11 protein-coding genes are annotated in these 13,213 nt (G+C 63.8%); 8 read left to right on the forward strand and 3 right to left on the reverse strand.

Annotated features, from left to right (window positions below; all coding sequences use genetic code 11):
* The first annotated feature begins 53 nt into the window (after positions 1–53).
* Positions 54–812, forward strand: coding sequence for a metalloregulator ArsR/SmtB family transcription factor (locus KF885_01605; GenBank protein MBX3047850.1), 759 nt, complete (start codon positions 54–56; stop codon positions 810–812).
* Here KF885_01605 and mvk read toward each other — a convergent pair.
* Both mvk and KF885_01615 read right to left on the reverse strand, forming a co-directional pair.
* Positions 784–1,734, reverse strand: a complete 951-nt coding sequence (mvk, locus tag KF885_01610) for a mevalonate kinase (GenBank protein MBX3047851.1) — start codon at positions 1,732–1,734, stop codon at positions 784–786. The two genes, KF885_01605 and mvk, sit on opposite strands and share 29 nt — an antisense overlap.
* A 7-nt stretch (positions 1,735–1,741) precedes the next feature.
* Positions 1,742–2,608 (reverse strand): decaprenyl-phosphate phosphoribosyltransferase, encoded by an 867-nt coding sequence (locus tag KF885_01615; GenBank protein ID MBX3047852.1) that lies wholly within the window; start codon positions 2,606–2,608, stop codon positions 1,742–1,744.
* A gap of 64 nt (positions 2,609–2,672) precedes the next feature.
* On the opposite strand from KF885_01615, the gene KF885_01620 reads away from it, so the two are divergent.
* A complete protein-coding gene (locus KF885_01620) occupies positions 2,673–3,470 on the forward strand; it encodes a TlyA family RNA methyltransferase (GenBank protein ID MBX3047853.1) in 798 nt (265 codons plus the stop codon).
* Between the two features lie 9 nt (positions 3,471–3,479).
* Here the strand turns inward: KF885_01620 and KF885_01625 are convergent, their stop codons facing one another.
* Positions 3,480–5,078 (reverse strand): diguanylate cyclase, encoded by a 1,599-nt coding sequence (locus KF885_01625; GenBank protein MBX3047854.1) that lies wholly within the window; start codon positions 5,076–5,078, stop codon positions 3,480–3,482.
* A gap of 127 nt (positions 5,079–5,205) precedes the next feature.
* On the opposite strand from KF885_01625, the gene lepA reads away from it, so the two are divergent.
* The 6 genes from lepA to KF885_01655 all read left to right on the forward strand — a co-directional run bounded on the left by lepA (position 5,206) and on the right by KF885_01655 (position 13,213).
* A complete protein-coding gene (gene lepA / locus KF885_01630) occupies positions 5,206–7,002 on the forward strand; it encodes a translation elongation factor 4 (protein ID MBX3047855.1) in 1,797 nt (598 codons plus the stop codon).
* Complete coding sequence (locus tag KF885_01635) at positions 6,995–8,008, forward strand: flippase-like domain-containing protein (GenBank protein ID MBX3047856.1); 1,014 nt, start codon at positions 6,995–6,997, stop codon at positions 8,006–8,008. The genes lepA and KF885_01635 overlap by 8 nt, the downstream gene beginning before the upstream one ends.
* A gap of 4 nt (positions 8,009–8,012) precedes the next feature.
* Complete coding sequence (locus KF885_01640) at positions 8,013–9,041, forward strand: SDR family NAD(P)-dependent oxidoreductase (GenBank protein ID MBX3047857.1); 1,029 nt, start codon at positions 8,013–8,015, stop codon at positions 9,039–9,041.
* 8 nt (positions 9,042–9,049) lie between these two features.
* Positions 9,050–10,228, forward strand: a complete 1,179-nt coding sequence (locus KF885_01645) for a glycosyltransferase family 4 protein (protein MBX3047858.1) — start codon at positions 9,050–9,052, stop codon at positions 10,226–10,228.
* A complete protein-coding gene (locus KF885_01650) occupies positions 10,225–11,028 on the forward strand; it encodes a class I SAM-dependent methyltransferase (GenBank protein ID MBX3047859.1) in 804 nt (267 codons plus the stop codon). The genes KF885_01645 and KF885_01650 overlap by 4 nt, the downstream gene beginning before the upstream one ends.
* A 73-nt stretch (positions 11,029–11,101) precedes the next feature.
* Positions 11,102–13,213, forward strand: coding sequence for a glycosyltransferase family 39 protein (locus tag KF885_01655; GenBank protein MBX3047860.1), 2,112 nt, complete (start codon positions 11,102–11,104; stop codon positions 13,211–13,213).

Below are 13,213 nucleotides of genomic sequence, written 5' to 3' on the forward strand. Positions count from 1 at the left end.
CGCTTGGCCTGATAATATATCAAGATATTTTGATTCAAAGTGGATTGATATATATGACGACCCTGACTACCGAAGCGCCCCCTCTGTTTGCTCTGCTGGCGCATGCGTTGCGCTGGCAACTGGTCTCCACCCTGGCGGACAGCGATTTCAACGTGCAAGAACTGCAAGCTGCGGTGCGCAGCAGCCAAAACCTGGTGTCCTACCACCTGCGCTTGCTGCGGGACGGCGGCCTGGTGCGTGAGACGCAAAGCATTGCGGATGGGCGCCAGACCTATTACAGCCTGGACCTGCCGCGCCTGCAGACGGCGCTCTTCTCGCTGGGCGACAGTTTGCACCCGGCGCTGGCCCCGGCCAGCGAACCGGCGGCAGCCCCCAGCCGGCGGCTGCGGGTGCTGTTCCTGTGCACGCACAACAGCGCCCGCTCGCAAATGGCCGAAGGGCTGATGCGGGCGCATGGCGGGGAGTGGGCGGAGGTGTTCAGCGCCGGCACACAACTCTCGCGGGTGCACCCCCTAGCGATTGCAGCCATGGATCAGCTGAAGATCGATATCCGCGGCCACAGCTCCAAGCTGGTGGACCAATACCTGGCAGAGACTTTTGACTATGTGATTACGGTATGCGACCGGGCCAAAGAAAGCTGCCCGATCTTGCCGGGGGCGCCCAAGCAGATCCACTGGAGCTTCCCCGACCCTTCGGCCGTGGAAGGCAGCCAGACCCAGAAGCTGCAAGCTTTCTCACAAACCGCCCTGGGGCTAAGCCAGAGGATCAAGCACCTGCTCTTGCTTATCCAGCGCGACGCTGGCCAAGCCTAGTATCGATCACGGCTTTGGCGCCGGCCGCCAGCAGCGCCTCGCGCACCTGCGCGGCGCTGTTTTCCTCCACCAGAGCGATGACGTTGCCGCCACGGCCGCCGCCGGACAGCTTGGCGCCCAGGGCGCCCGCCTCTCGGGCGGTTGCGGCCAGCATTTCCAATAGGGCCGAAGAGACATCTAGCTCTTGCAACAGCGCCTGGTTGGCGTCCATCAGGCGGCCCAGTTCGGCCGCCTGGCCGGCAGCCAGGGCGTCCCGAGCCTGGTGGGCGATCAGGCCGATCTGGGCAAACAAGTTGTCGCAGCGCCCCGGGTCCGCCTGCCAGGCGCGGCGCACATCGCCGACGGTCTCGGCGGTGGGCGCCGGCTGGCCGCTGTCGGCGATGAGCCAGTGCAGGGGCCGGCCCACCCTAAGGCGCTCGACCGGCTGGCCTTTGATGAAGAAGACCGGCTGGGCATAAGTGACCACGGTATTGTCAATGCCGGAGGGCGTGCCATGATGCAATTTCTCGATCTCAAAAGTAAGGTCGTTGACCTGCTCGTCGCTGAAGGGCCGGCCCAGAAAGTCGGAGACGGCGCGCAGGATGGCGACGCTCACCGCCGCGCCGGAGCCCATGCCGCCGGCCAGCGGGATGGTGGAGCTGACATGCAGGCGGAAGGCCGGCGGGCGCGGCACGCCCAGCGCGGCCAGGGCCGCACGCACCGCGGCGGCCAGGGGATTGTCGATGGGCAGTTCGTCCAACGCGGCGTCCAGGCCGATCTGTTCGGCCCAGACCAGGATGCGGCCGCTGGGGGCGGAAATGTCCGGCTGGACGCGGGCCTTGGCCTGCACGGCAGTCACCGGAACGGCGATGGCCGGCTGCCCGTAGACGACAGCATGCTCGCCGAACAAGATGATCTTGCCGGGGGCGGAAGCGACAGTCACAGCCATGCTAATAGATGTAGAAAATCAACAGGATCGTAGCGGCCCACAACAGCAAATCGATTTGCAGGGGGCGGTCATTGAACAGAATTTCTTCGGGGGCCTCGCCGACCTGCTTGACCTGCACCAGGTACAAATAGCGGAAGAAGCCATAGATCACGAAGGGGATGGTGAGCATCATGGCGTGGTTCTCCGGCACGTTGGGGGCCAGGAAGGTATACAGACTGTAGGTGATGATCGACAGGCAGAGCACTACCAGCAAAAGCTGTTCCAGAAAAGTGTGGGTATAGCCTTTCAGCACTTTACGCGTGGGGCCGCCCTCCCGGCTTTGCAACAATTCCGCCCGGCGTTTGCCGATCCCCAGGAACAGGGCCAGGAAAATGGTGAAGACATAGATCCAGGGGGAGAAGCGCTGCACATCGATCACGGACACGCCGGCGGCCACGCGCAGCACATAGAAGCTGGCCAGCACCAGCACATCAATCACGGGGATGTGCTTAAGCCAGAACGAATAGGCGAAGTTAAGCAGGACATACAGCACGCAGATCAACGCGAAGAGGGGCGAGAGCCAAAAGCCCAAGCCGAGGGCCAGCAGCATGAACAAGGCAGCGGCGGCCACAGCCACTGACGCCGGCAGGGCGCCGGAGGCGATGGGGCGGTGCTTCTTGGTCGGGTGTTTGCGGTCGGCCTCGCGGTCGACCACGTCGTTGATCAGGTAGATGCTGCTGCTCAGCAGGCTGAAGAGCAGCACGCCGAGCAAGGCGCGTTCCAGCGCAGGCAGATAGGTCAGCTGGCGGTCGAAGACCAGGCCGGCCAGCAAAAGCGCATTTTTGGCCCACTGCTTGGGGCGCATGTTCTTGAGCAGGGCGATGAACATGGCTTGAATCATACATTATTTTGGCATCCGCGTTCCTCAGGCTCGCGATGCTACAATCGCCGGGATGAGCAAGCAACGCGCCGATGAACTGCTGGTGGCCCGCGGCCTGGCCGACAGCCGCAGCCAGGCCCAGCGCCTGGTGATGGCCGGGCAGGTGCGCGCCAACGGGCAGGTGGTGGCGAAGCCGTCCAGCCAGCTGGCCAGCGACAGCCAGCTGGAAGTAGACCATGGGCCCAAATACGTTTCACGCGGCGGCGAGAAGCTGGAGGCGGCGCTGGCCCAGTTTGAGATTGCCCCCAAGGGCTGGTCGTGCGCCGATGTGGGCGCCTCCACCGGCGGCTTCAGCGACTGCCTGCTGCAGACTGGGGCGGCGCGCATCTACGCCATTGACGTGGGCAAAGGCCAACTGCACTGGCGCCTGCGGCTGGACCCGCGCATCATCGTGATGGAGGCCACCAACGCCCGCCACCTGGAGCGTCTGCCAGAACAGGTTGACCTGATCGTGGTGGATGTCTCGTTCATCTCGCTCAAGGTGATCCTGCCCGTGGTGCGCAGCTGGCTGGCGCTCGACGGGCAGTTGGTGGCGCTGATCAAACCACAGTTCGAAGCGGGCAAGCAGGAAGTGGCGCGCGGCAAAGGCGTGATCCGCGATGCGGAAGTGCACCAGCGCGTGCTGAACGAGGTGTTGGAGTTCGTATCGAATGACGGCTATCAGCTGCGCGGGCTGATGCGCTCGCCAATCCTGGGACCCAAGGGCAACCAGGAATTCCTGCTTTGGGCGGACTGCAGCCAGCCTGCCGGCCACAGCCCGGAGGCGCTGATCGCCCCACTGTTTACGGCCGGAGACGCAGAAGCCCGCTAGGGCAGCCCGCTAGAGCTGCAAAATCGCTGCGCCGGCCACTTGGTCACGTCCATTGTGTTTGGCGTAGTACAAAGCCAGGTCTGCCTGGCGGAGCAACTGCTGGGTTTCTTCCCCATCCATGGGGAAGGTGGCCACGCCGGCCGAGAAGGTGGAATACAGCGCCAGATCCTCATGCTCCAAGACGGAGTTCTTGAACAGCTGGCGGCATTCGTCAATTCGCTGCATGGCGATTTTCTGGCTGGCGCCGGGCAGCACGATCACAAATTCCTCACCGCCGTAGCGGCAGACGATATCGCCCTCACGGATGTGTGAAAGCATAGTCCTAGCCAGATGGCGCAACATCTCATCGCCCAAGGCGTGCCCGTAGCGGTCATTGAAGTTCTTGAAATGGTCGATGTCCAGCATGGCCACACTGAGCGGCTCTTTGCTGCGGCGCACTTTGGCCAGTTCACGCGGCAGCGATTCTTCCAGATAACGACGATTGAACAAGCCCGTCAGAGCATCCCGAATAGCTTGCTCGCGCAGCTGAATCTGGAGTTCCTCGATCTCAGCCAGTTTCTTTTTCATGCCGCGGTTGGCGCGGTCCATGGCTTTTTCGGCGCGGACGCGCTTGCTGATCTCTCGCACCACCACCATGCGCCCGCTGAGCTCAGTGACCTGGTTGCGCAAGGGCAGCAAGCGCACATCAAAGGTGCGTTTTGGCGAGGACGTGATACGCAGATGCATTTCGGCAGTTAATGAAGGGCCCAAATGTTCAACCAGTTGGGGCCAGCTTTTGAGCAGATTGGCGGCTTCCTCGCCAATCTGCTTGTCGCCTTGCAAGGCGAGCAGGGTTTTGGCGGCCGGGTTCATATCCACCAGGCGGTTGCGCAGGTCGAAGACCAGCACGCCGTCTGCCATTTGCTCCACTACCGCGTCACGCGCCACCGGCAGAATATCCAGCAGCCCCAATTCAAACAAAGCGAAAGCCAGGACCAGGCCCGTGGCGGTAAAGGCCAAGGGCGTCATATCCAAATCCGGGAAGGGCTGGAAGCCGGAAAGGCTGGCGGCGTTGGCTACAAAGGGAATCGAGATGCCGACCAAAATGGCCAGGATCTGCTGTTTGTAAATGCCTTTGGCGCGGGCATAGGCATTGACGAACAGCACACAGCAAAACAGCACCAGAGCATAGTTGTAGGCCACATGACCGTAGAACAGGATGCCTCCGGTCAGAATGGCGCCCTGCCCGGGCAGGCGCTCTCCAAAGAACAGGCCGTGCCAGGGGTCGGTCCAGAGCATCAGCACCATGGCGATCGGCTGGATGGCCAGCAAGGTCTTCAGACGCTGGGTAATCTCGCTGGCGCGGCCGGTGAACTGCATGGTGAAGACCAGCAGAGTGGTGGGCACCAGGGCCACGCCCAGGTAGGTCATATCCAACCAGAAATAGCCTTCCGGCTCGACCGGCAGCCAAAAGATGCCGTAGGAGGCCGACCACCAGGCCAGAGCCAGCATGAGCACCGCCAGGGGGCGGCTGCCCCGGTAATCCCCACGTGTCCAAGCCAAGCGTGCAACCACAAGGCATACCGCGGCGGCAATCAACAGGGTTAGCGCATAGGCTAAGTCATTCATTAATTAAATACATGCCTCAGGGGGGAGTAGCTAATTTTGCCCACACATCCCAAATTCGGCAAATCTCCAGGCGGACCACTTTTTCGGCGCAGCCAAAGGTCAGTCCTCTCAGTTATACTGGCCTGCTATGCAGCAAATCCGCAATTTTTGCATCATCGCCCACATCGATCACGGCAAATCCACGCTGGCTGACCGTTTGTTGCAGTTGACCGACACCATCTCGGCGCGGGACATGACCGCTCAGGTGCTGGACAGCATGGACCTGGAGCGCGAAAAGGGCGTGACGATCAAAGCCTCGGCCGTGCACATGCAGTACAAGGCCCAGGATGGCAAGACCTACACCCTGAACCTGATCGATACCCCCGGCCATGTGGACTTTGGCTACGAAGTCAGCCGGGCGCTGGCGGCCTGCGAAGGCGCCCTGCTGGTGGTGGATGCCAGCCAGGGCGTGCAAGCCCAAACGCTGGCCAACCTGTACCTGGCGCTGGAGGCCGACCTGGAGATCATCCCGGTGATCAACAAGATCGACATGCCGGCCGCCAACCCGGACCGGGTGGCGGAGGAGATCAGCCAGTTGATCGGCAGCGACCCGGACGATATTCTGCGCATCTCGGCCAAGTCTGGCATCCATGTCGAAGCCGTGCTGGAAGCGGTGGTGCAGCGCGTGCCGCCGCCCAAAGGCGACCCCAACGCCCCGCTGCGGGCGATGATCTTTGATTCGCACTACGACGCTTACAAAGGCGTGATCGCTTATGTGCGCGTAATGGATGGCAGCCTGCAGGGGCTGGACACGCTAAAGCTGATGGCGACCGGCGCCGAGCTGCGCCCGATCGAGTTGGGCACCTTCTCGCCCACGCTGGTGCCGCGCAAGGCGCTGGAGACCGGGCAGGTGGGCTACGTGGCCACCGGCCTGAAGACCGTCTCGGAGTGCCGGGTGGGCGATACGTTCACTTACAAATCCCACCCGGCCGCGCAAGCCCTGCCGGGCTACCGCCAAGTCAAGCCGATGGTGTATGCCGGCATCTACCCGGTGGAGGGTGACGACTACCCCGAACTGAAAGATGCGTTGGAGAAACTGCAGCTTAACGACGCTTCGCTGGTCTACGAGCCGGAGATCTCGCAAGCGCTCAACTTCGGCTTTCGCTGCGGGTTCCTGGGCATGTTCCATATGGAAATCGTGCAGGAGCGTCTGGAACGCGAATACGACCTGGATATCATCGTCACAGCCCCTTCGGTGGCCTACGAAGTATTGCTGAAGAACGGCAACACGCTGCGGGTGGACTCACCGGCGGAACTGCCAGACGAAGGCGAGATCGCCGAAGTGCGTGAGCCGTGGATGGAGATCCAGATCTTCACGCCGACCAGCTATTACGGACCGGTGATGGAGCTGATCACCAAACGCCGCGGCGTTTACCTGCGCGAGGAATACCCCGGCCCGGAGCGCGTGCAGCTGTATTTCGATATCCCACTGGCCGAGATCATCGTAGACTTCTTTGACCAACTTAAATCCGCCACGCGTGGCTACGCCTCGCTGGACTACCAGCTGAAGGAATACCGCGCCGACACCCTGGTGAAGCTGGAAATCCATGTGAACCAGGAACCCATCGACGCCTTCACCACCATCGTGCACAAGGACCATGCCTTCAGCAAAGGCCAGGCGGTGATCAGCAAGCTGAAAGATCTGATCCCCCGCCAACTGTTCGTGGTGCCGATCCAGGCTGTATCCCAAGGCCGGGTGATCTCACGCGCCAACGTGAAGGCGATGCGCAAGGACGTGCTGGCCAAGTGCTACGGCGGTGACGTAACGCGCAAGCGCAAACTGCTTGAGAAGCAAAAGAAGGGCAAGAAGCGCATGAAGATGGTGGGCAGTGTGGAGATCCCGCAGGAGGCCTTCCTGGCTGTACTGCGCTTGAACGATGACTAAGGCCGAGCAGAGCAAGCAACCCAGCCCTTTATGGCGCATGCTGCCGGGCCTGTTGGTCACGGCGCTGGCGGTGGCTGCCCTGGTGTATTTTGTCGATCTGGAAGAACTGGGCCAGGCCCTGTCTGCGGTGCGCCTCAGCATTCTGCCGCCCGTGCTGTTGTGTTTTGTTGGCACGTTGGTCACGCGCTCGCTGGCCTGGCGCACCATCTTGCAAGAACGCGCCAACTTCAAAGACAGTTTTCTGGCGCTCAACCAGGGCTATTTGCTCAACAATGTGCTGCCGTTCCGGCTGGGGGAGCTAGGCCGGGCGCTGCTGTTGGGCAACCGGATCGGGCTGCCCTTCTGGCAGGTGCTCTCCAGCATTGTGGTGGAGCGCGTCTTTGATCTGGGGATTGCCGCCGGGCTGTTGATGGCGACCCTGCCGCTGGTGGTGGGCGCCGAAGGTGCCTACACGGCGGCCTGGGTCGCCGGCGGGCTGGTGTTGGTCGGCTTCATCGCCTTATTTCTGATGGCGGCCAAGCCCGAGCTGGTCACGCGGGTGCTGGGCCAACTGACCGGCCGCTGGCCGCGGCTGCAAGCCTGGCTGAGCGACAAGCTGCAGCAGTTTCTGGAGGGCATTGCAGCCCTGCGCAGCCCGGCCCGTTTCTTTAAAGTGGCCGCCTTGATGCTGCTGACCTGGGTATTAAACATAGGCTGGTATTACCTGCTGATGCTCAACTTCTTCCCGCAAGCCACCTGGTTGTGGGCTGCGTTCAGCATCGGCATTGTCTCGGTAGGCGTGGCACTGCCCTCCTCGCCCGCCTATGTCGGCGTGCTGGAGGCGGCCATGGTGGCCGCGCTGAGCCTGTTCGGCGCAGACCCGGCCACGGCGCTGGCCTATGCGCTGGTATCGCATGTGATCTACGTGGTGGTCACCGGCCTGCTGGGGATTTACGGCTTCTGGCAGCAGGGCCAATCCCTGGGAGAGGTATATACTCAACTGCTCAACCGTTCTGGGGCAAAATAAGCACATGGCAGACAAGATCCTGATCACCGGAGGGGCCGGTTTCATCGGCAGCAACTACGCCGACCATTTGCTGGGCCGCGGCGCCCAGCTGACCCTGTTCGACAACCTCTCCCGTACCGGGGCTGAAAAGAACCTGAACTGGCTGCGCGAAAAACACGGTGCGGACAGCTTCGAGTTGATCGTGGGCGACGTGCGCGACAGCGGCGCCCTGCAAGATGCGGTGGGCGACGCCGATGTGATCGTGCATCTGGCCGGCCAGGTGGCCGTGACCAGCTCGGTGACCGACCCGCGCAGCGACTTCGACATCAACGCCCTGGGCACCTTCAATTTATTGGAAGCCGTGCGCGCCGCCGGGCACAAGCCCTTCATCCTCTACGCCTCGACCAACAAGGTCTACGGCGAGATGAGCGAACACCGCCTGGTGGAAGAAAAGACGCGCTACCGCTACGCGCGCCTGCCGCACGGCCTGCCGGAAAGCCAGTCGCTGGACTTTCATTCGCCCTACGGCTGCTCCAAAGGCACCGCCGAACAGTACGTGCGCGACTATGCCCGCATTTACGGCATCCCCAGCGTGGTCTTCCGCCAGAGCTGCATTTACGGCCAGCGCCAGTTCGGCGTGGAGGACCAGGGCTGGCTGGCCTGGTTCGTGATCGCAGCGGTGCTGGGCAAAGCCATCACCATTTACGGGGACGGCAAGCAGGTGCGCGACATGCTGCACGTCAGCGACCTGATCGCCGCCTATGACGCGGCCATCGCCCAAGGCCAGCAGGTGGCCGGGCAGATCTTCAATATGGGCGGCGGGCCGCAGCACACGCTCTCCATTTGGGCCGAGTGCGGCCCGCTGCTGGAGAAGCAGCTGGGCCGCAAGATCCCGGTGGAGTACGGCCCGGTGCGCCCCGGCGACCAGGCGGTGTACATCAGCGACATCCGCAAGGCCAAGCAGGCGCTAGGCTGGCAGCCCAAGATGGGCGTGGAACAAGGCGCGGCCGAACTGGTGGACTGGGTGGAAGCCCACCGGGCGCTTTTTCGCTAAGATACGTTGTGCGCATCCTCACCGTTCTGACCTATTACCGCCCGCACACCAGCGGGCTGACGATTTACGCCGAGCGGCTGGCCAAGGCGCTGGCAGCCCGCGGCCACCAACTGACCGTGCTGACCTCGCAGTTTGAGCCCGGCCTGCCGCTGGAAGAGCAAAGCGACGGCTTGCGCATCCGGCGGGTGCCGGTGGCCCTGCGAGTCAGCAAGGGCGTGATCATGCCCAGCTTCGGACGCATCGCCAGCGAAGAGATCCGAAAGCACGATGTGCTGCTGCTGCACCTGCCGCAGTTCGACGCGGCCGGCCTGGCCTTACGCGGCCGCCTGTGGAAGAAGCCGACCGTCTTCATTTATCACTCGGACCTGACCCTGCCCCCCGGGCTGTTCAACTGGCTGGTGGGCGCGGTGGTGGGGCTGATGAACAGCTTGGCGGGCTTGTTCACGCACAAAATCTCGTCTTATACGCAAGACTTCGCCAGCCACTCGCCGCTGCTGCGGCGCTTTGCGCGCAAAGTGCGCATCATCCCGCCGGCGGTGGAGCTGCCCGCGGCCCAGCCGGCCAAAGTGGCCGCTATGGCCGCGGCGCACAACCCGCAGGGCAAACGCCCGGTGATCGCCATGGCTACCCGCCTGGCAGCCGAGAAAGGTGTGGAACTGCTGCTGGATGCGCTGCCAGCAGTGTTCGCCAAGTATCCCGAGGCGATGGTGTGGTTTGCCGGCCAGCACACGGATGTGCTGGGCGAAGAGGCCTACTGGCAGAGCCTGCGGCCGCGCATCGAAGCCCTGCAACGCGCAGGGCGCTGGACGTTCCTGGGCACGCTGAGCCTGCCAGAGATGGCCGCCTTTTACCCCAACATTGACCTGCTGGTGGTGCCCAGCACCAACTCCACCGAAACCTTTGGCTTCGTGCAGGTGGAAGCTATGATGAACGGCAAGCCGGTGGTGGCCAGCAACCTGCCGGGCGTGCGCCAGCCCGTGCGGCTGACCGGCATGGGCCGGGTGAGCCCGGTGGGCGACGCGGCGGCCCTGGCGGAGAACATGCTCGCGGTGCTGGACGGCCGGCAGCCCAGCGCGGCCCAAGGCGCGCAGCTGCGGGTTGAGTTCAGCCCGGCGGCCTGTGCCGAACGGCATGAAGCCTTGTTCAGCGAGATTTACCAAGAGCTGCACGGCAAGGAGTTACTGTGAGCGCGCCAAGCCCTAAGGCGCCCAGCCGCTTCCTGCTGCCGATGATGGGTGAACTGCCCTATTTCCGGGCCTTGTTGCGGGCGGTAGAGGCTGAGTTCTACGACGATTTTGTCTTGAGCGCGCCGGTGCTGGACCTGGGCTGCGGCGACGGCTTGTTCGCCCATCAAGTCTTTGAGCAGACCCTGGACGTGGGCATAGACCCGGCTTTGGCCTCGCTGCACGAAGCCAAAGGCTACCGCTCTTATCACCTGCTGGCGCAGAGCGTGGGCGCCCGGCTGCCCTTTCCCAGCGGGCATTTCCGCTCGGCGCTGAGCAACTCCGTGCTGGAGCACATTCCCGACCTGCAGCCGGTGCTGAACGAAACCGCCCGGGTGCTGGCGCCGGGCAGCCTGTTCCTGTTCTGCGTACCCAACCAGCGCTGGCCGCACAAGCTGTGGCTCTCCGGCTGGCTGGCGCGCCTGGGGCTGAGAGGGCTGGCAGCCGCCTATGTGCGCCTGTTCACGCGCATCTCCCGGCACGTCAACATGCTCTCGCCGGAGGAATGGCAGCAACGCCTGCAGACGGCGGGCTTCGCCATGGAGCGCTACTGGCATTATTTTCCGCCGGCGGCCCTGGGGGCGCTGGAGCGCGGCCACTACTGGGGCTTGCCCAGTTGGCTGCTGCGTCTGCTGACTGGCCGCTGGGTGCTGGCGCCGGGGCGCTGGAACCTGGCGCTGACGGAAGCGGCCATCCGCCGCCACGCGGTGGCCCAGGCGGACGAAGCCGGTACGTACACCTGGTACGTGGCCCGGCGTAAATAGCCCACCCCCGGCGGATGGCGGCCCAAGCCGCCTACGATACAATCATCCTTGGGGCAGGCAAGCCCAAGGATCTATGCGAGAACCCAGCCTACTCGATTATCTAAAAGCCTTATTGGCCGGCCAGCCGATGGAGATCCCCAGTGGCGTGGCGCCGTCCAAGGCCGCCCGCCGGTCCGCGGTGCGGCGTCCGGCTCGGGCGGCCGCAACGCGCCGCCCAGCACTGACCCTGGGCCGATGGCCCTGGAAAAGCGCTCTGGCCGTGGCGCTGTTCCTGTTGGCCCAGGCCCTATGGGCGCCGCCGGCAGGCAACTGGCCAGCCGGCGTGCTGTCCGCCCTGGCCGGGGCGGGGCTGGCCCTGGCCGCGCTGCGCAGCGGCGAGTGGCAGCAGGCCAAACTCGCCGGCGCCACCGCGCAGCGCAAAGTGCTGCGCTACCAGCGCCGGCCGCTGATCGCTGGCTTGGCGCTGTTCGTGCTGACTTTCCTATTCTCCGGCGGCAACCAATTCCAGCTGATCACGTTGATCAGCTGGCTGGCCAGCCTGGGGCTGGTGCTGTACGCCTTCTGGCAATTCGAGGACAGCCCGCGGGCAACCTGGGAAGCCTGGAAGCAGAGGCTGAGGCGCGGCGAGTGGACCGTGCGCATCACCCCCTGGGCATTGGTGCTGCTGGTAGCCCTGGCCGCCATCGCTTTTGCGCGTTTCTCGCAGCTGGGCAGCCTGCCCGGCGAGATGATCAGCGACCAGGCGGAGAAGCTGCTGGATGTGCAAACCATCCTGGAGGGCGAGTACCCGATCTTCTTTGAGCGCAACACCGGGCGCGAGCCGCTGCAGTTCTACCTGGCGGCCGCGGTGGCCAAGCTGTTCGGCACCGGGCTGAGCTTCACCACCCTCAAGCTGAGCACGACCCTGCTCAGCTTTGCCAGCCTGGCCTACATGTACTTATTGGGCAAGGAACTGGGCGGTCGCTGGCTTGGCTTGTTCGCCCTGCTGCTGGCCGGGCTGGGCTTCTGGCCCAATTTGCTGCCGCGGGTGGGTCTGCGCTTTGCGCTCTACCCGGCGTTTGCCGCGCCGGTGCTCTTCCATCTCATTTACGGCCTGCGGCGCGGCCAGTTAAACCACCTGTTGCTGTGCGGCCTGTTCCTGGGGATTGGGCTGAACGGCTATTCCGCTTTTCGCATCATGCCGCTGGTGGTGGCGGTGGGCGTGCTGCTGTATTGGCTGCACACCCGCCAGCCGTCCCAGCGGCAGCGCGCCCTGATCGGCCTGGCGCTGCTGGCCCTGGTGGCGCTGGTGGTGTGCGCCCCGTTGCTGCGCTATGCCGTGGAACACCCGGCGAATTTCGCTTTCCGCATGTCCAGCCGCCTGCTGGAAAGCGAGCGAGCTTATCCGGAACCCGTGGCGCTGATACTGGTCAAGAACTTCTGGAACGCCGTGCGCATGTTCAACATCTCCGGCGGCGGCATCTGGGTGGTGGGCATCAAAGACCGGCCGGCCTTCGACCTGTTCTCCGCCGCCCTGTGGCTGCTGGGGGCGCTGCTGGCGGCTTACCGTTACCGGCAAAGCCGCTCCTGGGTGGATCTGTTCATCCTGCTGTGTGTGCCTCTGATGTTGCTGCCCTCGATGCTCTCGCTGGCCTTTCCGGAAGAAAACCCGGCGATGAACCGGGCCAGCGGCGCCTGGGTGCCGGCCTTCCTGCTGGCGGCCTTGGCGCTGGACGGCTTGCTGCGCACCCTGCGGGCCCGCGCCGGCCGCTGGCCGGCGGCCCTGGCGGGCGGGCTGCTGCTGTCTGGGCTGGCGGCACTTAACGCCGGCCTGCTTTTCGGCGACTTTCGAACGCAGTATGACCAGGCCGCCTGGAACAATTCCGAGCTGGGCGGCGTGATCGCCGACTACGCCGGCAGCTTCGGCAACCTGGAGAGCGCCTGGGTGGTGGCTTATCCGCACTGGGTGGACACGCGCTTGGTGGCCCTGAGGGCCGGTAACCCTGGGCACGACTACGGCATTTGGCCTGACCAGCTGAACAACTCGCTGGAAACCCCGGCGCCCAAGTTGTTCCTGCTCAAGCCAGAAGATGAGGAAGGGCTAAATGCCCTGCAATCGCTGTACCCGCATGGACTGCTAAGCTATTATCAAAGCCGTGTCCCCGGCAAAGACTTTATGAGCTTCTTTGTGCCCACTGAACCCTGA

This window comes from Anaerolineales bacterium (genome assembly GCA_019637805.1).
In the GTDB taxonomy this organism is placed as follows: Bacteria; Chloroflexota; Anaerolineae; order Anaerolineales; family UBA11579; genus JAMCZK01.